20 protein-coding genes are annotated in these 20,029 nt (G+C 65.7%); 6 read left to right on the top strand and 14 right to left on the bottom strand.

Annotated elements, in window-relative coordinates:
- The first annotated feature begins 155 nt into the window (after positions 1-155).
- On the top strand, positions 156-419 hold the full coding sequence (locus ABID37_RS16345) for a DUF1344 domain-containing protein (protein ID WP_354196647.1): 264 nt from the start codon (positions 156-158) through the stop codon (positions 417-419).
- Positions 420-440: 21 nt separating this feature from the next.
- On the opposite strand, the gene ABID37_RS16340 is transcribed toward ABID37_RS16345, so the two are convergent.
- From ABID37_RS16340 to ABID37_RS16325, 4 genes are all read right to left on the bottom strand, one after another.
- On the bottom strand, positions 441-1,028 hold the full coding sequence (locus ABID37_RS16340) for a histidine phosphatase family protein (RefSeq protein WP_354196645.1): 588 nt from the start codon (positions 1,026-1,028) through the stop codon (positions 441-443).
- 58 nt (positions 1,029-1,086) lie between these two features.
- The gene (fabI, locus tag ABID37_RS16335; RefSeq protein ID WP_354196643.1) at positions 1,087-1,905 is read right to left on the bottom strand and encodes an enoyl-ACP reductase FabI; all 819 of its coding nucleotides are present in this window, start codon (positions 1,903-1,905) and stop codon (positions 1,087-1,089) included.
- A 111-nt stretch (positions 1,906-2,016) separates the two neighbouring features.
- Positions 2,017-2,961, bottom strand: a complete 945-nt coding sequence (locus ABID37_RS16330) for a DnaJ C-terminal domain-containing protein (protein ID WP_354196641.1) — start codon at positions 2,959-2,961, stop codon at positions 2,017-2,019.
- Positions 2,962-3,062: 101 nt separating this feature from the next.
- Complete coding sequence (locus ABID37_RS16325) at positions 3,063-3,455, bottom strand: RT0821/Lpp0805 family surface protein (protein WP_354196639.1); 393 nt, start codon at positions 3,453-3,455, stop codon at positions 3,063-3,065.
- Positions 3,456-3,571: 116 nt separating this feature from the next.
- Between ABID37_RS16325 and pdxH the strand changes: the two genes are divergently transcribed.
- Positions 3,572-4,186 (top strand): pyridoxamine 5'-phosphate oxidase, encoded by a 615-nt coding sequence (gene pdxH, locus ABID37_RS16320; RefSeq protein WP_354196637.1) that lies wholly within the window; start codon positions 3,572-3,574, stop codon positions 4,184-4,186.
- A gap of 7 nt (positions 4,187-4,193) precedes the next feature.
- Positions 4,194-4,643 carry a hypothetical protein gene (locus ABID37_RS16315; RefSeq protein ID WP_354196635.1) on the top strand — a complete coding sequence of 150 codons (450 nt, stop codon included), beginning with the start codon at positions 4,194-4,196 and terminating at the stop codon, positions 4,641-4,643.
- 4 nt (positions 4,644-4,647) lie between these two features.
- On the opposite strand, the gene ABID37_RS16310 is transcribed toward ABID37_RS16315, so the two are convergent.
- Both ABID37_RS16310 and ABID37_RS16305 read right to left on the bottom strand, forming a co-directional pair.
- Positions 4,648-5,400: a crotonase/enoyl-CoA hydratase family protein gene (locus ABID37_RS16310; RefSeq protein ID WP_354196633.1), complete on the bottom strand. Its 753-nt coding sequence runs from the start codon at positions 5,398-5,400 to the stop codon at positions 4,648-4,650.
- 20 nt (positions 5,401-5,420) lie between these two features.
- Positions 5,421-7,190, bottom strand: coding sequence for an acyl-CoA dehydrogenase family protein (locus ABID37_RS16305; RefSeq protein ID WP_354196631.1), 1,770 nt, complete (start codon positions 7,188-7,190; stop codon positions 5,421-5,423).
- 246 nt (positions 7,191-7,436) lie between these two features.
- Between ABID37_RS16305 and ABID37_RS16300 the strand changes: the two genes are divergently transcribed.
- On the top strand, positions 7,437-8,561 hold the full coding sequence (locus ABID37_RS16300; RefSeq protein ID WP_354196777.1) for a glycoside hydrolase family 25 protein: 1,125 nt from the start codon (positions 7,437-7,439) through the stop codon (positions 8,559-8,561).
- Between the two features lie 160 nt (positions 8,562-8,721).
- Here the strand turns inward: ABID37_RS16300 and purD are convergent, their stop codons facing one another.
- The 3 genes from purD to ABID37_RS16285 all read right to left on the bottom strand — a co-directional run bounded on the left by purD (position 8,722) and on the right by ABID37_RS16285 (position 10,614).
- A complete protein-coding gene (gene purD, locus ABID37_RS16295; RefSeq protein ID WP_354196629.1) occupies positions 8,722-9,996 on the bottom strand; it encodes a phosphoribosylamine--glycine ligase in 1,275 nt (424 codons plus the stop codon).
- A 94-nt stretch (positions 9,997-10,090) separates the two neighbouring features.
- Positions 10,091-10,363 carry a Txe/YoeB family addiction module toxin gene (locus ABID37_RS16290; RefSeq protein WP_354196627.1) on the bottom strand — a complete coding sequence of 91 codons (273 nt, stop codon included), beginning with the start codon at positions 10,361-10,363 and terminating at the stop codon, positions 10,091-10,093.
- The gene (locus tag ABID37_RS16285) at positions 10,360-10,614 is read right to left on the bottom strand and encodes a type II toxin-antitoxin system Phd/YefM family antitoxin (RefSeq protein ID WP_354196625.1); all 255 of its coding nucleotides are present in this window, start codon (positions 10,612-10,614) and stop codon (positions 10,360-10,362) included. The genes ABID37_RS16290 and ABID37_RS16285 overlap by 4 nt, the downstream gene beginning before the upstream one ends.
- Positions 10,615-10,709: 95 nt before the next feature.
- On the opposite strand from ABID37_RS16285, the gene ubiA reads away from it, so the two are divergent.
- Both ubiA and ABID37_RS16275 read left to right on the top strand, forming a co-directional pair.
- On the top strand, positions 10,710-11,693 hold the full coding sequence (gene ubiA / locus ABID37_RS16280) for a 4-hydroxybenzoate octaprenyltransferase (RefSeq protein WP_354196623.1): 984 nt from the start codon (positions 10,710-10,712) through the stop codon (positions 11,691-11,693).
- 580 nt (positions 11,694-12,273) lie between these two features.
- Positions 12,274-13,431 carry a porin gene (locus ABID37_RS16275; protein WP_354196621.1) on the top strand — a complete coding sequence of 386 codons (1,158 nt, stop codon included), beginning with the start codon at positions 12,274-12,276 and terminating at the stop codon, positions 13,429-13,431.
- 95 nt (positions 13,432-13,526) lie between these two features.
- Here ABID37_RS16275 and ABID37_RS16270 read toward each other — a convergent pair whose 3' ends face one another.
- The 5 genes from ABID37_RS16270 to ABID37_RS16250 form a co-directional block, all read right to left on the bottom strand.
- The gene (locus ABID37_RS16270) at positions 13,527-14,093 is read right to left on the bottom strand and encodes a DUF6101 family protein (protein ID WP_354196619.1); all 567 of its coding nucleotides are present in this window, start codon (positions 14,091-14,093) and stop codon (positions 13,527-13,529) included.
- 179 nt (positions 14,094-14,272) lie between these two features.
- Positions 14,273-15,703 (bottom strand): FAD-binding oxidoreductase, encoded by a 1,431-nt coding sequence (locus ABID37_RS16265; RefSeq protein ID WP_354196617.1) that lies wholly within the window; start codon positions 15,701-15,703, stop codon positions 14,273-14,275.
- A 6-nt stretch (positions 15,704-15,709) separates the two neighbouring features.
- A complete protein-coding gene (locus tag ABID37_RS16260) occupies positions 15,710-16,678 on the bottom strand; it encodes an L-threonylcarbamoyladenylate synthase (RefSeq protein ID WP_354196615.1) in 969 nt (322 codons plus the stop codon).
- Positions 16,679-16,700: 22 nt separating this feature from the next.
- Positions 16,701-19,028: a glycine--tRNA ligase subunit beta gene (gene glyS, locus ABID37_RS16255; RefSeq protein ID WP_354196613.1), complete on the bottom strand. Its 2,328-nt coding sequence runs from the start codon at positions 19,026-19,028 to the stop codon at positions 16,701-16,703.
- On the bottom strand, positions 19,029-19,982 hold the full coding sequence (locus tag ABID37_RS16250) for a glycine--tRNA ligase subunit alpha (RefSeq protein ID WP_354196611.1): 954 nt from the start codon (positions 19,980-19,982) through the stop codon (positions 19,029-19,031).
- Between the last annotated feature and the right edge of the window lie 47 nt (positions 19,983-20,029).

The following is a 20,029-nucleotide window of genomic DNA, read 5'->3' as shown; positions in this document are numbered from 1 at the left end:
TTTGGTTCAGCCAGCCTTCTATTGGCGTTTTTTGCGGTGGTCAAACCGTCATCGGGCCCGTCTAAGCTTTGACACATTGGGCTGGTTCTGTTCACATCGCTTCGTCTCCGCAAGCATCCGGCAGAAGGCCGGGACAAGAAACAAGAGGACGACATATGCCAATCCGAATCGGGCGCATTGTTGCCGGCGCCGCCACTGCCGTTCTGCTCCTCTCGACCGCCGCCTTCGCCGAGCAGGCCGAGGGACTGATCCAGAAGATCGACAAGGAAGCGATGACGCTGACGCTGGACGACGGCAAATCCTACAAGCTCAATGCCGAGATGGACGTCGACGCCCTCCAGGTGGGCATGGACATTGTCATCGCCTATGACGTGACCAATGGCGAGAACGTCATCACCGACATGCAGGTCACCGAGTAAGCCCCACCTTCCGGGCGATCTTCACAGCCATTCCAGCGTGTCGCCCTGCCAGCGCAGGATGCGATCCTGCGGAATGGCGAGCGCGCAGGCGTCTTCCTTGCTCATCCCGCCGACGAGGCGGAAAAGCACACGCATGATCCCGCCATGGGTCACGCAGACGGCCGGGCCGCGCAAGACGCGGAACACCGGCTCCACCCGCTCCAGCAGCATCTGGTAGCTCTCCGCCCCCTCGCCGACCGGCCGGAAATCCCATTTGGCCAGCTCGCGCCGACGGGTCGAACCGGGGTGCAATGCCTCCAGCTCCTCGGCCGTATAGCCCTGCCAGTCGCCGAAGTTCAGCTCCTTGAGGCGTTCGTCGGTGCGGTACGCGGCCGGATCGAGCCCCATCGCGCCGCGCAGCAGTTCCATGGTCCGCCGGGTGCGGATCATGGGGCTGGCAACGAAATCGAACGCCTGCGGTTCGTCAATCAGCCGGGCCAGCTTGCTGCCATTGCCCACGGCCTGCCGGCGGCCGAGATCGTTGAGGTCGATGTCGGCCTGCCCCTGAAGGCGGAACTCGGCGTTCCAGTCGGTCTGACCGTGACGCACGATGTAGACAGGCGCGGGCATGCTCTGCGGGCGTCCTTCGGAAGCCTCCGGGTTCGGCCGGAGGCGGGTTTGGAGAGCGTCAGTCCTTGACGGTGGAGATGTCCGGCGCATCGACGGCCTTCATGCCGACGACATGATAGCCGGAATCGACGTGGTGCACCTCGCCGGTGACGCCGCGCGACAGGTCGGACAGCAGATAGAGGCCCGAATCACCAACCTCTTCCGGCGTGACCGTGCGCTTGAGCGGCGAATTGTACTCGTTCCACTTGAGGATATAGCGGAAGTCGCCGATGCCGGACGCTGCCAGCGTCTTGATCGGGCCGGCCGAAATGGCGTTGACGCGGATGCCGCGGCCGCCGAGATCGACCGCCAGATAGCGCACGCTGGCTTCAAGCGCTGCCTTGGCGACGCCCATGACGTTGTAGTGCGGCATCACCTTCTCGGCGCCGTAATAGGTCAGCGTCAGCAGCGAGCCGCCATCGTTCATGATCGCTTCGGCGCGCTTGGCGATGTCGGTGAAGGAAAACACCGAAATCTCCATGGTGCGGTTGAAGTTGGCCCGGGTGGTGTCGACATAGCGCCCATCCAGCTCCTCCTTGTCGGAGAAGGCGATGGCATGGACGAGGAAGTCGATCTTGCCGAAATGGCGGGCCACTTCGTCGAACACGGCGTCGAGGCTGGCCGGGTCGGTCACGTCGCAATGGCCGGCGATATGCGCGCCCAGTTCCGCCGCCAGCGGCTCGACACGCTTCTTGAAGGCCTCGCCCTGATAGGTCAGCGCGATCTCGGCGCCGTTGTCGACGCATGCCTTGGCGATGCCGTAAGCGATCGAGCGATTGTTGGCGACACCCAGAATGAGGCCGCGTTTACCGGCCATGAGGCCCTGTCCACCCGCCATATCAGCGTTCTCCGCAACTTTTTGCTTGGAAGCAAGCCCTATCGCACAGGCTTACCCGCGCTTCAAGCTCTCAAAACGCCCCTCAAGGGCCAACCGCACCGGTAACCCAGCTTAGCCGCGGCTGCGCATCAGCGCCTCGAGTTCGCTGTCGCCGCCCTCGGGCAGCATCAGGCGCACATGCACATAGAGGTCGCCATGGCCGCCCGCCTTGGTCGGCAAGCCCTTGCCTTTCAGCCGTAGCACCTTGTCCGAACTCGACCATGCCGGCACGTTGACCGCCAGCCGGCCGGTCGGCGTTTCCACCGGCACCTTGGCGCCGAGCACGGCATCGCGCAGCGGCACCGGCAGGTCGACATGCAGGTCGCGCCCTTCCACGCGGTAGCGCGGATGGCGCAGGAAGCGGATCTTGACCAGCGCATCGCCCGGCGTGCCGTAGCCCTGTTCGCCCTGGCCCTTGAGGCGGATGGTCTGGCCGTCCTCGACATAGGAGGGCAGCTTCACCGCGATCTTGCGGCCGTCGGGGAACTGCGCCGTCACCTTGGGCGTGGTCGCGGCTTCCTCGACGCTGATCCCCAGTTCCACATTGGTGTCCTGCCCGCGCGGCGCCTGCTGGCGGCGCTCGCCGGTCGAAGTCCACGGCCCCTGCTGCGCGCCCTGCTGCTGACGGGCGAAGGCATCGCCGAAAATGTGGCTGAAGATGTCGTCGCCAAAGGCATCGCCGCCCGGACCCGCCGAACGGAACTCGAAATGCGCGCCGCCCGGCCCCTGCTGCCCGCGCCGGAACCCGGCGAACGGGTCACCGCCGGCCGCGCCCTCGAAGCCGTGGAACAGCGGCTTGCCGTCGGGGCCGATCTCGCCACGGTCGAAGGCGGCGCGCTGCTTCTCGTCGCCGACGATCTCGTAGGCCTGGTTCGCGGCCGCGAACTGGTCCTTGGCCTTGGGATCGTCCGGGTTCTGGTCCGGATGATACTTCTTGGCCAGCTTCCGGTAAGCCGACTTGATTTCCTTGGCCGAGGCGTTTTTCGCAACGCCCAGCACCTCATACGGGTCGCGCATATATCCTGCCTGCTAGACGAATGGATCTGGTGTCGGCCCTTATATGCGCCCCCATAGGAACAAATTCCAGAGCCTTACGGAAATCTTCCCGGGCCCGGCGTTCAGGAGGCCTTGAACTCGTCGAGACGCCAGGCGCCGGCGCCCACCATGCAGATGCGCCCCTGATAGAGGGTCACGCCGTCGAAGCTTTCGCGGGTGGTGGAGAAGGCGCGGCACAACTCGCCCCGGGTGCGGGTTTCGGCGATGCCGGAAATCGAACCGCGCGAGCCGGTGTCGGCATTGGCCCACATCACCGGCTGGCCGCCCAGTTCCTGCAGATCGGCGGCCGAGGCCGCATTGCGGATCGTCATCTGGTCGGCGGCAAAGCCGGCATCCGTGGCCATGCCGGTATCGGCGGATGGCACATTGCCGGTGATGATGGAGCGGTCTATCTCGGCCTTGTCGAGACTGAAGCCACCCATGCCGCAGCCAGCGAGGGAAAGCAGCGCCGCCATCGCGACAGCCTTGACGCAGCCGGGAACCGGTTTTCGGGCCCGCCGGTTGTCAGAAGCTTGCGCAGCGCGCGACAATCGCCAAACTCCGGTGAAAGTTAAAATTCGAGAAAAAACTTATGAGTGATGCGAAGTTAACAGATCATGACTTTACGCTGGAGGAGGAGCCGTTTCGCCTGTTCGCGCAATGGCTGGAGGATGCGTCCAAATCCGAGCCGAACGATCCGAACGGCGTGGCGCTGGCCACCGTCGACCAGGGGGGGATGCCAGATGTGCGCATGGTGCTGCTCAAGGGGTTCGACGAGCGCGGTTTCACCTTCTACACGAATTTCGAGAGCGCCAAGGGCCGCGAAATCCTCGGCAGCATGAAGGCGGCCATGTGCTTCCACTGGAAATCGCTGCGCCGGCAGGTGCGCGTGCGCGGGCCTGTGGAAATCGTCAGCGATGCGGAAGCGGACGAGTATTACGCCTCGCGCCCGCGCGGCAGCCGCATCGGCGCCTGGGCCTCGAAGCAGTCGCGGCCGCTCGAAAGCCGGTTTGCGCTGGAGAAGGCGGTGGCGGAATATACGGCGCGCTATGCGGTCGGCTCCATCCCCCGCCCCGCCCATTGGTCGGGCTTCCGCATCGTGCCGCAGACCATCGAGTTCTGGCACGACCGGCCGTTCCGGCTGCACGACCGCGTGGTCTTCTCGCGCTCGGGCGACGGCTGGGAGAAGACGCGACTCTATCCGTGAGGCGACGATGAACACGCTGGAAGCCAAGGCGCGGGCACTGTTCAAGGACTACAGCCGGCGCAGCAACGCGGCGCTGCACGCCCCTGAAAGCGCCGATACCGACGCGCTGGCCAGCGCCTTCGCCGACCATTTCGTCGGCGCAAGCCCGGCGGGCGTCATGGGCGGTGCGAAGGACCCATCGTTCCCGGCAATCCTGCGGCAGGGATTCGAGGCCTATCGCGCCAGCGGCGGCACGCGGTTCGAGATCGTCAACCTTGAGGTGGAGACGCTGGACGATTTCAACGCCATGGTCCAGGCGGATTGGGAATTCGACTATGTCCGCCCGCGTGACGGCGCGAAAGGAACCATCGCTTTCCGCAACCTCTATTTCGTCAATTTCGCCGGCGGCGAACCCAAGATATTCGCATGGATCACACCTGATGAGGCGCAAGCCATGAAGGATCACGGGCTGGCCTGACCGATCAGCCCTTCTTGCGGTTCATGAACGCCATCAGCGCCGCGCGGGCCTCATCCGAGGTCAGGCGCTCGCGAAAATGCTCGGACTCGATGCGGATGCGCTCCCTCAGTTCCTCGCGCGAGCCCAGCATCAGGTCGCGGGCGATCCGCAGCGCTTCCGGCGGCTTGGCGGCGATGTCCTCCGCCGCCGCCAATGCGGCCTCTTCCAGCCCGTCCTCCTCGACCACATCGTAGATCAAGCCGGCATCGCGCGCGCGCGCGGCCGAAAAGCCCTCGCCGAGCCCCAGCAAGGCAAAGGCGCCCTGCCGGCCGAGCAGGCGCGGCGCGAGCAGGCTCGATCCCGCTTCCGGCACCAGCCCGAGATCGACGAAGGGCGTACGAAACACGGTGCGCGGCGTGGCGAAGGTGATGTCGCAATGCAGGTTGATGGTGGTGCCGATGCCGACGGCGATGCCGTCCACGCCCGACACGATCGGCTTTTGCGAGCCGGCCAGCGCCAGCAGGAAGTCCCACACCTCGCTGCCGCCCTCGCCGCCGGTGGCGACGGCCAGGAAATCGGCAAGGTCGTTGCCGGCCGAAAACGCGCCCGGCACGCCGAGGAAGACATGGACGCGCACCTGCGGGTCGGCGTCGCCGCCGGTCAGCGCATCGGCCATGGCGGCATACATGGCCCGGGTCAGCGCATTCTTCTTCTCGGGCCTGTTCATGCGGATGATCTGCACCGCGCCGCGGCGCTCGATCTCGATGTTCTGCGTCAAGATATGTCCTCCCGGGCCGGTCAGGCCGTTATCAGCGATGCGCCGGCAAGGCCGAGGCTTTCCGCCCCGCCGATGACGCGTTCCTTCAAGGCGGCGACCTCGCCCAGCATGTTCTCCGCGAAGAAACGGGCGAGGGCCACGCGGTCGGCGCCCTGATCGGCCAGTGCGGCGCGCGCAAGATAGGCCCCGCCCGCCCCCAGCGAGAACAGGCGCAGATAGGGCGTCGCGCCGCTCAGCACCTCCTGCACGGAATTGCCGTCCAGCTTTTCCTGCAAATAGCGTGTCGCCTCCGAAAGATCGGCAAGGGCAGTTTCGAGCAGGTCGGCGCTGCGGCCGAGGCCGGAAGCTTCCCGCATCCCGGCGACAACCGAGCCAAGCTCCTCGATATAGCCATGCACATGCTGCCCCTCGCCCAGCGGCAGCTTGCGGGTGACGAGGTCGATGGCCTGAATGCCGTTGGTGCCCTCATAGATCGGGGCGATGCGCGCGTCGCGATAGAAGGCGGCCGCGCCCGTTTCCTCGATGTAGCCCATGCCGCCATGCACCTGCACGCCGAGCGAGGCGGCATCGACACCGACATCGGTGGAAAAGGCCTTGGCGAGCGGGGTCAGCAGATTGGCGCGGTCGCGCCAGTGCTGCGCATCGGCACCCTTCGAGACACGCGCCATGTCGATGGCATGGGCACACGCATAGGAAATGGAGCGGGCAATCCGGGTCAGCGCCTTCATGGTCAGCAGATTGCGCTGCACGTCCGGGTGATGGACGATCGGCGCCATGCCCTCGCCCGCATAGGAGGACGCCTTGCCCTGCCGGCGCTCATTGGCATAGGCGAGTGCCTTCTGGAACGCCGCCTCGGCGATGGCCACGCCCTGCATGCCGACGGCCAGACGCGCATTGTTCATCATGGTGAACATGCAGGCGAGGCCCTTGTTCTCCTCGCCGATCAGCCAGCCGACAGCGCCGGGCTCCGCGCCGCCGAAGCCGTCGCCATAGATCATGGTGCAGGTGGGCGAGCCGTGAATGCCGAGCTTGTGCTCCAGACCCGAGCAGAACACATCGTTGCGGCGGCCCGGCAAACCGTCCTCGTTGACGAGGAACTTCGGCACCAGGAACAGCGAGATTCCGCGCGTGCCGGCCGGCGCATCGGGCAGGCGCGCCAGCACCAGATGCACGATGTTGTCGGTGAAATCGTGCTCGCCATAGGTGATGAAGATCTTCTGGCCGAAGAGGCGATAGGTGCCGTCGCCCGCCCGCTCGGCGCGGGTGCGCAGCGCGGCAAGATCGGAGCCGGCCTGCGGCTCGGTCAGGTTCATGGTGCCCATCCATTCGCCCGACACCAGCTTTTCCAGATAGGTTCGCTTCAGGTCCCCGGTCGCGTGCTTCTCCAGCGCCTCGACCGCGCCCATGGTCAAGGTCGGCCCGATGCCGAAGGCCATGGAGGCCGAGTTCCACATCTCCAGAACGGCAACCGACAGCATCATCGGCAGCCCTTGCCCGCCGAATTCTTCCGGCCCGGTCAGCCCGTTCCAGCCGCCTTCGCGCCAACGGGTGTAGAGCTCCTTCCAGCCGGGCGGCGTGGTGACCGCCGCATCCTTCAGAACGGCGCCGACCTCGTCGCCCGCCTTGTAGAGAGGCGCCACCTCCTCGGTCGCGAAACGCCCGGCCTCGGCCAGCACCGCATCGACCAGATCGCTGCCCAGATCGCCCAGCGCGCCGGAAGCCAGCGCTTCCTCCAGCCCGGCGACATGCTTGAGGGTGAAGGCGATTTCATCGACCGGTGCACGATACATGCAGGCTCCTCCTGAAGCTGATGACGCAGCGAAGGCCCGCATTCCCGAACGCCGGCCTCGTCGTTTTCCTTTTTACGTAAACGTCAAACTTTGTCACGCGGATTTTCCGCCGACCGCCTGCGACTTTCGGCGGGCCGAAAGCTGCCGCGGCCGGTGACAACAATCCGTTAACCATAAAGGGCGAGGATTGACGGTCAATCGCAGGGAAAACACGGCTTGGGAACGCGACGGCTGAGCTTCTGGCGGATGGTACTGGCGGCAGCGGCGATCGCCACCGCGACGCCCTCGGCGCAGGCATCCGACTTCACGGAACCGTGGAAGCGCGAGGACCGGGCGCTGGTCATCGACGCCTATGAGTACAACTCCATCGACTGGATGGCGCTGGCCACCGACAAGCGCATCACCGGCTTCATCAACAAGGCCTCCGACGGGCTGCCGCCGCCCTATGCCTGCAAGGGCGACGAGACGGAGGTGCGGCTGTGCCGGGCGCTGTTCCGCCGCCATGCGGTGGCAAAGGAACTGTTCCACACCCGCCGCACCATCGCGCGCGCGCTCGGGCTCGAATGGGGCGCCTATCATCTGGCCCGCCCCGGCAACCCGATCGAGCAGGCCAACAATTTCATCGATTTCGCCAACCCCGGACCGGACGACCTGCTGGCGCTCGACATCGAGGACAACGACCCGGAAAAATGGATGTCGCTCGAGGATGCCGAGGAATTCGTGCGCCATGTGCACCGGCGCGTCGGGCGCTTTCCCATCCTCTACACCAACGGCACGACCGCCAAGCACATTGCCGACAACCGTATCCGCTATCCGCTGCTGTCGCGGCTGCCGCTCTGGTATGCGCGCTACAAGCCCGATATCGACATGCATTTCCCGAAGGGCAACTGGCGCGGCTACGCACTCTGGCAATTCGCCACGCAGGCCAATTGCAACGCGCGGCGCTGCCCCTATCGCGTGCCCGGCACCCCCTACGACATCGACGTCAATGTCGCGGCCATGACGGCCGAGGAGCTGCGCAAGGCCTGGCCGTTCGGCGGCTTGATCGACGTTCCCGCCGAAATGCTGGTCAGCGTGCCGGTTCCGGTGGCGCGGGCCGAAGGGCTGAAGGGCGAGGTCAGGATCGCCTATGCCGAGGTCCTCCCGCTGCCGAGCTTTGGCCAACTTGCAGCGGCCGTGGGCGAAGGCTGGCAGAAAATGCGCCAAGGCTGGTCGCTGGCCATGAACGGTTTGCCCATGGGCCGCTACCGGCACGGCATGGCCGAATACACCATCGCGCGGCTGGAAGCCCTCACGCAACAGGTCGCGGCCGCCGCGCCGCCCGCCGGTGTCGACCCGATCAGCACCGGCTCGCTAGAACCGAAGCGATAGATCGTTCAGGTTTTGCCCGAAACGGCCCCTCACCCTTACCCTCTCCCCGCAAGCAGGGAGAGGGGAGTCACCAGCGTTGCGGACGGCATCCTTCTCCCCGCCTGCGGGGAGAAGGTCCCGGCAGGGGATGAGGGGCGATTCCACCTGAACCGGAATTGCGCTAGGCTTTTTCACGCTCCACCGCGCGCCAGCCGATGTCGCGGCGATAGAACCCTTCCGGCCAGTCGATGCGGGCGACCGCCTCATAGGCAAGGGTCTGCGCCATGCCGGCGCTGGCGCCCATGGCGGTGACGTTCAGAACCCGCCCGCCATTGGCCACAAGCGCGCCATCGCGGAGGGCCGTTCCGGCATGGAAGATTTCCACATCGTCCCTGCCCGCCGCATCGACGCCACGGATGACGCTGCCCTTTTCCGGCGAGGCCGGATAGCCCCGGGCGGCCATAACGACGGTGAGCGCCGTCTCCTCGCGCCAGCGCGCCGAGGTGTGGGCCAACTGGCCATCGACGGCGGCGTTGAGCAGGACAAGCAGGTCCTCCTTCAGGCGCATCATCAGCACCTGGCATTCGGGATCGCCGAAGCGCACATTATATTCGATGAGCTTCGGCCCCTCCTCGCCGATCATCAGGCCGACGAACAGCACGCCCTGGAAGGGATGCCCCAACTCGGCCATGCCGCGCATGGTCGGCTCAACGATCTCGCGCATGGTGCGCTCGACGATCTCAGGCGTCATCACGGGCGCGGGCGAATAAGCCCCCATGCCGCCGGTGTTGGGGCCGGTGTCGCCATCGCCGACGCGCTTGTGGTCCTGCGCCGTGCCGAAGGGCAGTGCGGTGATGCCATCGCAGAGACAGAAGAAGCTCGCCTCCTCGCCGGTCAGGAATTCCTCCACCACGACCTCGGCCCCGGCGCTGCCGAAGGAGCCGTCGAAGCAGGCGTCCAGCGCTTCGAGCGCATCTTCCAAGGTCATCGCCACGGTGACGCCCTTGCCCGCAGCAAGACCGTCGGCCTTGATGACGATCGGCGCGCCCTGCTCCCGCACATAGGCTTTGGCCGGCTCCAGCGCCGAGAAGCGGCGGTAGGCGCCGGTCGGGATGCCGAAGCGCGCGCACAGATCCTTGGTGAAGCCCTTGGAGCCTTCCAGTTGTGCCGCCGCTTTCGACGGGCCGAACACGCGGATGCCGACCTGGCGCAGATCGTCGGCAAGGCCGGCGACCAGCGGCGCCTCCGGGCCGACGACGACCAGGTCGATGCCATGGTCGAGGCAGAAGCGGCGCACCGCGTCATGATCGTCCACATCGAGCCCCACCAGCTCGGCTTCCCTGGCGATGCCGGGATTACCAGGCGCCGCATAGAGCTTCGTCAGCAAAGGCGAAGCCGCCAGCCTCCAGGCCAGTGCATGCTCGCGCCCGCCGGAGCCGATAAGAAGAACGTTCATGGGCAGACCTCGCGCGTCGAAACCGATGACGCTCCGCTATTGGCGCAAGCGCGCCACGTCAAGGCGCTGGCTCGGCATCCCTCGTTTTGAAAGGCTATTTACCGTAGTGAAAGCGGCAGGCGGCGATCTCCAGCGCCTGCGCATCGCCCTTGCCGGTCACGCGATAGACAAGCCGATGCTCGCGCGTGATGCGGCGGGACCACCATCCAGCAGCTTCACCGCGCAACGGTTCGGGCTTGCCTATTCCTGCGAACGGCGCACGCCGCGCGTCCTTTATAAGTTCGTTGATACGAACGACGATGCCCACATCAACCGACTGCCAGTAAAGGTAATCATCCCAGCCCGAAGGCGTCCAGAGCACCTTCATGGTTCGAACAATTCATGCTCTTCGAGTTCACCCGCATCCGCCTGCGCAATGGATTCGCGCAACCGCTCGGCATTCGCCGGCGTGCTCAACAGGTGGAGCGTCTCCCGCAGACCCTCCAGTTCCGCCAGAGGCATCATCACCACGGGCTCGTGATTCTGGCGGGTGACGATCAGTTCCGTCCGGTCCTGCTCAAGCTTGTCGAGATAGCCGGCAAGGTTCGCTCGCAATTCCGTGGCGGTCACATGGCCCATGGTTGCCTCCATTCGTTATGCGTACATATATGCGTACACCCAAGACGAGACAAGGGTTCTTGACGCCTGGCCGTCCGCCTGCCACTTGGATTGGCATGGAAACCATTCAGTCGAGATCGTCGCAGGGGCGCGTCGCCGACGCGCCGAGCGGCCACTGGGTCTACCGCATCCTTCCGCGCGGCTTGTGGCCCTATGCCCAGCTTGCCCGCTGGGATCGGCCGATCGGCTGGCAGTTGCTTCTGTGGCCATGCTGGTGGGCGGCGGCGATGGCGGCTTCCGCCTACGCGCGCCCCGAGGATTCGCTGGCTTCGCTGCTGCCCCTGCCCTCGACGCTTATCCTGTTCCTGATCGGCGCCGTCGCCATGCGCGGGGCCGGCTGCACCTATAACGACATCGTCGACGAAAACATCGACAATCAGGTCGAGCGCACCCGTTCCCGCCCCCTGCCTTCCGGTCAGGTCAGCCGCCGCAAGGCCTGGCTGTTCCTCATCCTGCAGGCGCTGGTGGGGCTTGCCGTGCTGGTGCAGTTCAACAGCTTCGCCATCGGCCTCGGCATTTCCTCGCTGGCCATCGTGGCGGCCTATCCGTTCATGAAGCGCATCACCAACTGGCCGCAATTCGTGCTCGGCCTCGCCTTCTCCTGGGGGGCGCTGATGGGCTGGGCGGCGGAATTCGGCGACGTCGACGGTCCCGCCGTGCTGCTTTATGTCGGCTCTATCATGTGGGTGATCGGCTACGACACCATCTACGCGCACCAGGACAAGGAGGACGACGCCATCGTCGGCGTGCGTTCCACCGCCCGCCTGTTCGGCGAAAACACCAGATCGTGGCTGGTGGCGCTCTACGCCGGCGCCCTGATGTGCTTCGCCGCGGCCTTCGCCAACGCCCAGGTGCCGATGCCCGCCATGGCCGGGCTGATCGCGGCGGCCGTTCACATGGGCCGCCAGATCATGGTTCTCGACATCGATGACGGCGACCAGTGCCTGAAGCTTTTCCAGTCGAACAACCAGGTCGGCTGGCTGATCTTCCTCGGCCTCCTCGGCGGCGCCTGCTGGAATGCCCTCAAGCCGATGCTTTGAGCACCGGCTTCCAAGCTTTCTCTCGAAGCAGATCCGGCCTGAGCTTGGTTCGATCTCCGGATCAGGCGACGATCCTGGCCGGCCCGGTCAGCCTTCGCATCAAGCGGAACACCCAAGGCCACCTTGCAACCTTTAGGTGTGCGGCGCGGGCATGGCTCCTTTCCCGCAGATCGCGGGTAGCCGGCGCCTGCTGCCGGCCAAAAAGAGCGCAAAGTGGAAAAAAACAGAGGCCTCGCAAAGGTACGGCGCGCCCCTCCCCATGGACGAGGCCTCTCTCGACTGGAGATCGAGAACCGCACTCTCTCATAAGTTGTATTATTGTCAATAATCTATTTACGATTGAAATCTGACGGGCGGATCCATTCTCCATCCCTGTCCGGCAGGGGGCGAGAATGTGCCCTTATTGCAACATCAGGGTTGTATCTCATAAATTTACACAACCTGAAGATGTGATTTTCCTTGCCTCCACCGGCCCGCTGGGAAATCAATCGGGACGGAAAGAGGGGCGACTCGCACGATCTTTTCACCCACGGCCTTCGGGCATCTAGGAAACCATTCAGTTTTGAACTGGAGAGCATAAATGAACATCAAGAGCCTTCTCCTCGGCTCCGCTGCGGCCCTGGTCGCAGTATCCGGCGCGCGCGCCGCCGACGCGATCGTCGTCGCCGAGCCGGAACCCGCTGAATACGTCCGCATCTGCGACGTCTACGGCGCGGGCTTCTACTACATCCCCGGCACCGAAACCTGCCTCAAGGTCGGCGGCTACCTGCGCTACGACATCGGCGTTGGCGCGTTCGGCCATCAAGACGTAGTGGACAAGGAGGAATTCGCCGAATGGGATGCCGGCCTTCGTCCCGACTATGGAACGCACGACACCTATTCGAAGCTGATGCGCGCCCAGATCAACCTGGATGCCCGTTCGGAGACCGAGTACGGCACGTTGCGCGCCTACATGGCCATCAACTTCAATCACTCGACGGCACGCTTCGCCATCAATGATGATGAAGGCTACACCTACACCACCAACAACTGGAACATCGATCACGCGATCATCCAGCTCGGCGGCCTGACCATCGCCTACACCTACTCGCTGTTCGAGACGCTCACCGACTCGGCCGGCACCGTCGTCAACGATGACATCGTGGCCTATTCGCCGGGCAACACGCATCTGATCGCCTACACCTTCGATGCCGGCAACGGCTTCTCCGCCACCCTCGGCGTGGAAGAGGGGTCGACCTTCGTCAACCCGAACACCGTTCTGGGTGTAGTCGGCGGCGGGTCTCTTCCGGCCGACGGAGCTCTCGACTCCTACGTTCCGCATGTCGTGGCCGGTGCCTCGTTCACGCAGGGCTGGGGCAAGATCTCGGGCGTTGTCGCCTATGACTCGGTCTGGGAAGAAGTCTCCGGCAAGGTCCGCGTCGACGTCAACGTCAACGACGCTCTGACCCTGTGGGTGATGGGCGGCTACACCAGCGCCGACTGGAAGAAGGGCGAAGACAGCTACTACGCGCCCTGGGGTGGCGACTGGGCCGTCTGGGGCGGTGGCCAGTACCGCTTCAATGAGAAGGTCGCGCTGGACGTGCAGCTCTCCTACGACGACTCCGAGACCTTCGGCGCGGTCGTCGGCGCACGCTACGACATCGTCCCGGGCTTCGTGATCCGTCCGGAAGTTGCCTATATCGACAACGACGGCGACGACGACTGGGGTGGATACATCCGCTTCCAGCGTTCGTTCTAAGATCGCTCTTAGCGCCTGAACGGAAGAACCCGGCAGTCACCTGCCGGGTTCTTTTCGTTCCAACGTCGGTTCGCATCGCTGGTTCGGCCGATGCCCTATTCCCGCGCGATGATCTCCTCGCCGTCGATCACCAGCCTCAGCCCCAGATCGCCCATGCGGCGGCGGGCGAGGAATCGCGGGCGGCGGCGGGCGGGCGCGCGGCCCTGACGACGCTCCTGCACCGGCATGCTCTTGATCGCAGCGCCAAGCGATTCCTCCAGCGTGCGCGCCACGCCATCGGCCTCGATCAGCAGCATCGGCAACCGATAGGCCTCGGCCCAGGCCCTCCAGTCCGCCGCCACATCGTCCAGATCGTGGGCGACCAGCAGCGGCACCGAAAGCAGCGGATCGTCATGCAGCAGTTCGAGCGTGACGGTGACGTGGCCATCCTCGTCCTCCAGCGCGCGGGCGGCAACGCCGCGGAATACGCTGGCCGGAAGCGCGATGACCGCCGGCAGGCCGCTCATCTCCAGCGTGCGGCGCAGCACCGCGCCACGATGGTCGATGGTCAGGGTGACGTCGCCATGGGCCTCGCGGCTCGCATAGCTCACCATCTGCGGCAAACGAAAGGGGTCGAGGCGCATGTTGCGCCCCGCCCAGACTGGCTTCAGTCCAGATTGCATCAGTGCCTTCCTGTTTCTCCTGAGAGCCGGTGTTCCGGTCTCCCCCGGGCCGTTTTCGGCCTCGTTATGAAGGCAAGGTAACGCGGGGGCCTTACCGGCCCGCTTAAGAAATTCGGTTAAATTTTGCTGATCTGCCAGATGGTTAGGGAAATCCCACCGACACCCGTCCGCGTATAGGATCAGATAACCTTACCCGGATTCATGATGCCGGCCGGATCGAAGGCCGCCTTCACGCGGCGCATCAGGTCGATGGCCACGGGCGGCGCGGTCGCGATCAGCTCGTCGCGCTTCAGCTGGCCGATGCCATGCTCGGCCGAAATCGAACCGTGGAGACCGCGCACCACCTTGTGCACGGCATCGTTGACGATGCGGTACTGGGCAAGGAAAGCCGCGTCGTCGCCATCTGCGGGACGGGAGATGTTGTAGTGCAGATTGCCGTCGCCCATATGGCCGAAACACACCGGGCGCGCGCCCGGCGACACAAGCTCCACCGCCGCATCCGCCTCTTCGATGAAGGTCGGGATCGAGGCTATCGGCACCGAAATGTCGTGCTTGATCGAGGCGCCTTCGGCCTTCTGCGCCTCCGGCAGCACCTCGCGGAAATTCCAGAGCGCTTCGGCCTGCCCGAGGCTTGCGGCGATCACCGCATCGCCGGCCAGTTCGGCCTCCAGCGCCGCGCCCAGAATGTCCTCGATCAGGCCACGCGCATCCTCGGCCGAGCGGCCGGAGGAAATTTCCATCAGCACATACCAGTTCCAGTCGCTGGTCAGCGGCCGCACCGCGCCCGCCGCGTGCAGCAGCGTGTAGTCGTATGGCCGCCGGCCGATCAGCTCGAAGGCGGTGAGCGCGCCGCCGGCCCGGTCGCTCGCCAAGCCGAACAGGGAAAGCGCGGCCTCGGCCGAAGGCAAGCCGACGAACGCCACCTCGCGCCCCTTCGGCTTCGGGAACAGTTTCAGCACGGCGGCGGTGATGATGCCCAGGGTGCCTTCCGCGCCGATGAACAGATTCTTCAGGTCGTAGCCGGTGTTGTCCTTCTTCAGCTTGCGCAGGTCGTCGAACACCTCGCCGGTGGGCAGCACGACCTCAACGCCGAGGCACAAATCGCGCGCATTGCCGTAGGCCAGCACATTGGTGCCGCCGGCATTGGAGGAAAGATTGCCGCCGATCTGGCAGGAACCCTGCGCCGCGAGCGACAGGGGGAACAGCCGGTCCGCGTTTGCCGCCGCCTCCTGCAGGGTCTGCAGGATGACGCCGGCCTCGACTGTCACCGTGTTCGACAGAAGATCGATCTCGCGGATGCGGTTGAGCCGTGACAATGACAGCACCACCTGCCCGCCGCCTTCATCCGGCACCTGGGCGCCGACCAGCCCGGTATTGCCGCCCTGCGGCACGACGGGCGTGCGCGTTTCCGTCGCCAGACCCATGATGCGGCTCACTTCCTCGACGCTGCCCGGCCGCAGCACCAGCGGGCTGTGCCCATGCCACAGGCCGCGCGGTTCGGCCAGATAGGGCGCGATGTCTTCGGCGGCGCGCAGCGCGTGCCTGTCACCGACGATCTCCACGAAACGCTGCACCAGACCGGGGTCGAGGGAAAGTGCCGCGTCAGCCATGGCGTCCTATTCTCCGCTTTCAGTGCCGCGCGGGGCCGCCGCCCGCGCCAGCCGGTCGTTGATCGCTTCGCCGAGCCCTTCCACGGGAATCGGCTCGACCGCAATCGTAGCAGTACCGCCGCGGTCCAGTTCCCGCATGAAGGAAAAAAGATTGGTCGCCGCCTCACGCAGATTGCCCGAGGGCGAGAGGTTGAGCGTGGCCGCGGCCCTGTCGGCGCCCTTGACCCGTTGCGGCCCGAAGGCCAGCAGCGCCTCGCCGGCGCACACCTCCTCGACGGCGAGCCGCATGCCTGCCGCCGGCGCATAGTGGGAAAGCATCATCCCCGGCGCCTCGATGCCCTTGGCGCCGCGCTCCGGCTTCATCCCGATCGCCGCCTCGATCTCCGCCGCCGTGATGCCGCCCGGCCGCAGCAGCCGAACCTTGCCGTCCTCGACCTTGAGGATGGTCGATTCCAGCCCGACCGAGGTCGCCCCGTCATCGACCACCAGTCTGATGCGGGGCCCGAGATCGCCAGCCACGGCCTCGGCGGAGGTCGAACTGATGCGCCCGGAGGTATTCGCGCTGGGCGCCGCCAACGGAGCCCCAAGCGCCGCGATGAGCTTCGCGCCGAAGCCGCGCGGCATGCGCAGGGCGATGGTGTCGAGCCCCGCCGTCACCAGCGGGTGGATGCCGGCATCCGGCTTCAGCGGCACCACCAGCGTCAGCGGTCCGGGCCAGAAGGTCTCGGCGAGCTTTTGCGACAGCGGATCGAACCGGCCGATGCGGCCGGCCATCTCCATGTCGCTGACATGGGCGATCAGCGGATTGAAGCGCGGCCGGCCCTTGGCCTCATAGATGCGCGCCACCGCGTCGCCATTGGTGGCATCGCCGGCAAGGCCGTAGACGGTCTCGGTCGGAATGGCGACGACCTCGCCGGCCCTCAACAGGGCCAGCGCCGGCTCCAGAGCCTTATCGGCGGGCAGTATCTCGGCCACGCTCTGTCATCCCCTTGCCGGATCAGCCGGCGATGCGCGAGAAATCCGCCACCTCGCCGGTCGCCGCGCGGATGCGCGACAGCAGGGCCAGACGGTTGGCGCGCACGGCGGCGTCCTCGTCATTGACGAGAACCTGCTCGAAGAAGGAATCGACCGGTTCACGCAAGCTGCTCAGCACGCGCATGGCGGCGGAAAAGTCTTCATTCCGGATCTCCTGGCGCGCGCCCGTCTCGGCCTGATTCACCGCCGCGAACAGCTTCTTCTCCGCCTCGTCCCGGAACAGGCCCGGATCGACCGCATCGGCAATCGCCGTGCCCTTCTTCTCCTCGGCCGCCAGAATGTTGGCCGCGCGCTTGGTGCCGGCCAGCAGGTTTTTGCCGTCCTCGGTGTCGAGGAAGGTGCCCAGCGCCTCGACCCGGCGCACGATGGCAAGCAGGTCGTCGGCCTGCGGCGTGATGACGGCATCGATCAGGTCGTGCCGCGCACCCTGATCCCTGAGGTAGACCTTCAGGCGGTCGTGGAAGAAGGCAAGGAGATCGGCAACCATGGGGTCGACCTTCTCGGCAGCCACCCGCCGAATGCGCCGCTCATGGCCGGCAACGGCGTTGTCAAAATCCTCCTCGCCATCGACGTCCCCGGAATCCTCGGCCGCCAGCGCGGCCTCGTAATCCTCCAGATCCCTCTCGATTTGCGCCTCGTCATGCCAGCCGAAAACCAGCGTGAACAGCTTCGACAGTTCCAGCTTTCGTTCGCCCGAGAGCGCCAGACGAACCACGCCCAGCGCCGCTCGGCGCAATGCATAGGGGTCCTTCGAACCCGTCGGCTTCTCGTCGATGGCCCAGAAGCCGACCAGCGTGTCGAGCTTGTCGGCCAGCGCGACGGCCACCGAAACCGGATCGGCCGGCACGCGGTCGGACGGGCCCTGCGGCTTGTAGTGCTCCTCGATCGCAGCGGCGACGGAAGGCTGCTCGCCCTGCAACAGCGCATACTTTCGGCCCATCGCTCCCTGAAGCTCGGGGAACTCGCCCACCACCTCGGTCTGGAGATCGGCCTTGGCGAGCACCGCCGCGCGGGCCGCCAGGTCGGGATCGGCGCCGACCAGCGGCGCGATCTCGCGCGCCAGCCTGACGATCCGCTCCACGCGTTCGCCCTGCGTGCCGAGCTTGGCATGAAAGGTCACGCCCAGGTGGTCGAGGCGCGCCATGCGCTGGTCGAGCGGCTTGGCCAGGTCGAGCGCCAGCTTTTTCGCCGAAGCCTTGAGTTGGTCGAGATCCGGCACATCGGCCTGATCGGTCTTCCAGAAATGTACGGCGTCCGAAAGGCGCGCGCGCACCACCTTGCCGTTGCCGAGGGCGATTTCCTTGCCGCCGTCCCTGGCCTCGATGTTGGAGACGAGCACGAAGCGGTTGGCCAGCGCCTCCGCCTCGCCCTGCGGGCGGGCGACGAAGCATTTCTGGTTGGCGCGGATGGTGAGGCGGATCACTTCCGGCGGGATGGCGAGAAACTCCTTCTCGAACTCACCCAGCAGCACCACCGGCCATTCGACCAGCCCGGAAACCTCTTCCAGCAGGCCCTCGTCCTCGACCAGATCGAGGCCGTTGGCGAAGGCGAGGTTCTTCGCATCGGTCAGGATGATTTCCTTGCGACGGTCGGCATCAATGACGACCTTCGCCGCCTCCAGCGCCGCCGCATAGTCCTCGAAGCGCCGGACGGTGATGGCCTGCGGCGCGTGGAAACGGTGGCCGTAGGTCACGTTGCCCGACCGCACGCCCTCGACCTCGAAGTCGACCACCACCGGCTCGCCGGTTTCGGGCCCGAAGGTGCACAGGATCGATTGCAGCGGCCGCACCCAGCGCAGCGCGTCGCCGCCGCGTCCCTCGACGCCGCCATAGCTCCTGCCCTTGGGGCCGGAGGCCGCGCCCCAGCGCATCGACTTCGGCCACGGGAACGAGCGGATGATGCCCGGCAGCAGATCGGCGATGATCTCTTCCGCCGCCCTGCCCGGCCTGACGATATGGGCGACGTAGAAATCGCCCTTCTTCGGGTCGGAATGGACATGCGCCTCCTCGATGGAAGCCAGCCCCGCCGAGCGCAGGAACCCCTGGATGGCGGCTTCCGGCGCCCTGGTGCTCGGGCCCTTGCGCTCCTCGCGCACGTCGCGCGAGCGGGCGGTGAGGCCGCGAATGTCGAGCGCCAGCCGGCGCGGCGTCCAGTAGGCGCGCGCCGCCTCATAGGTCAGGCCGGCATCGACCAACCCGTCGGTGACCATTTTCTTGAGGTCTTCCGCAGCCTTGCGCTGCATACGTGCAGGAATTTCCTCGGAACGAAGTTCGAGCAGAAGATCGGGCATTTATGCAGCCTCCCGCGCGCTCTGGAAGCCGCCGGCTTCGGTCTGGAGGAAAGCCTCGCCGCATGCCTTGGCGAGGTTGCGCACGCGCAGGATGTAGCTCTGGCGCTCGGTCACTGAGATGACGCCGCGCGCATCGAGCAGGTTGAAGACGTGGCTGGCCTTGATGCACTGGTCGTAGGCCGGCAGCACGAGGCGATGAGGCTCGCCCTCGGGTCTTTTCGCGCCGGCGGCGAGCAGCGCGATGCATTCCTTTTCCGCGTCGATGAAGTGCTGGTGCAGGATCGCGGTGTCGGCGAACTCGAAATTATAGCGGGAATATTCCTGCTCGGCCTGCAGGAAGACGTCGCCATAGGTGACCTTTTCCTCGCCCTCGCGGCCATTGAAATTGAGGTCGTAGACATTGTCGACGCCCTGCACATACATGGCCAGGCGCTCAAGCCCGTAGGTCAGTTCGCCGGCAACCGGCGCGCATTCGATGCCGCAGACCTGCTGGAAATAGGTGAACTGCGACACTTCCATGCCGTCGCACCAGCATTCCCAGCCAAGACCCCAGGCGCCCAGCGTCGGGCTTTCCCAGTCGTCCTCGACGAAGCGGATATCGTGCAGCAGCGGGTCGATGCCGATGGCGGCCAGAGAGCCGAGGTAAAGCTCCTGCAGGTCCGGCGGGCTCGGCTTCAGGATAACCTGATACTGGTAATAGTGCTGGAGCCGGTTCGGGTTCTCGCCATAGCGGCCGTCCTTGGGACGGCGCGACGGCTGCACATAGGCGGCGTTCCATGCCCTGGGTCCAAGCGCGCGCAGCGTCGTGGCCGGGTGGAAGGTACCCGCGCCCACTTCCATGTCGTAGGGTTGCAGCACGGCACAACCGTAATTGGCCCAGTAATTGTGCAGCGTGAGGATCAGCCCCTGGAACGAGCGGCTCGGATGCATATGGGCAGGAAGTTCGGCGTTCACGGAAACGGCCTCGACGGCAATGGGAGGATGCCGCCTTCCCTAGAGCA

This window comes from Aquamicrobium terrae, assembly GCF_040545735.1.
Lineage (GTDB): Bacteria > Pseudomonadota > Alphaproteobacteria > Rhizobiales > Rhizobiaceae > Mesorhizobium > Mesorhizobium terrae_A.
The sequence above is the reverse complement of the archived record's forward strand: the minus strand, read 5'-3'. Positions and strand labels throughout refer to the sequence as shown.

Coding starts and splice junctions, on each gene's coding strand:
- ABID37_RS16325 (WP_354196639.1), bottom strand. CDS start 3,455: ATGGCGGCGCTGCTTTCCCTCGCTGGCTGCGGCATGGGTGGCTTCAGT.
- ABID37_RS16340 (WP_354196645.1), bottom strand. CDS start 1,028: ATGCCCGCGCCTGTCTACATCGTGCGTCACGGTCAGACCGACTGGAAC.
- ABID37_RS16300 (WP_354196777.1), top strand. CDS start 7,437: ATGGTACTGGCGGCAGCGGCGATCGCCACCGCGACGCCCTCGGCGCAG.
- pdxH (WP_354196637.1), top strand. CDS start 3,572: ATGAGTGATGCGAAGTTAACAGATCATGACTTTACGCTGGAGGAGGAG.
- ABID37_RS16315 (WP_354196635.1), top strand. CDS start 4,194: ATGAACACGCTGGAAGCCAAGGCGCGGGCACTGTTCAAGGACTACAGC.
- ABID37_RS16345 (WP_354196647.1), top strand. CDS start 156: ATGCCAATCCGAATCGGGCGCATTGTTGCCGGCGCCGCCACTGCCGTT.
- ABID37_RS16285 (WP_354196625.1), bottom strand. CDS start 10,614: ATGGGCCATGTGACCGCCACGGAATTGCGAGCGAACCTTGCCGGCTAT.
- glyS (WP_354196613.1), bottom strand. CDS start 19,028: ATGCCCGATCTTCTGCTCGAACTTCGTTCCGAGGAAATTCCTGCACGT.
- ABID37_RS16290 (WP_354196627.1), bottom strand. CDS start 10,363: ATGAAGGTGCTCTGGACGCCTTCGGGCTGGGATGATTACCTTTACTGG.
- ubiA (WP_354196623.1), top strand. CDS start 10,710: ATGGAAACCATTCAGTCGAGATCGTCGCAGGGGCGCGTCGCCGACGCG.
- purD (WP_354196629.1), bottom strand. CDS start 9,996: ATGAACGTTCTTCTTATCGGCTCCGGCGGGCGCGAGCATGCACTGGCC.
- ABID37_RS16270 (WP_354196619.1), bottom strand. CDS start 14,093: ATGCAATCTGGACTGAAGCCAGTCTGGGCGGGGCGCAACATGCGCCTC.
- ABID37_RS16305 (WP_354196631.1), bottom strand. CDS start 7,190: ATGTATCGTGCACCGGTCGATGAAATCGCCTTCACCCTCAAGCATGTC.
- ABID37_RS16275 (WP_354196621.1), top strand. CDS start 12,274: ATGAACATCAAGAGCCTTCTCCTCGGCTCCGCTGCGGCCCTGGTCGCA.
- ABID37_RS16265 (WP_354196617.1), bottom strand. CDS start 15,703: ATGGCTGACGCGGCACTTTCCCTCGACCCCGGTCTGGTGCAGCGTTTC.
- fabI (WP_354196643.1), bottom strand. CDS start 1,905: ATGGCGGGTGGACAGGGCCTCATGGCCGGTAAACGCGGCCTCATTCTG.
- ABID37_RS16330 (WP_354196641.1), bottom strand. CDS start 2,961: ATGCGCGACCCGTATGAGGTGCTGGGCGTTGCGAAAAACGCCTCGGCC.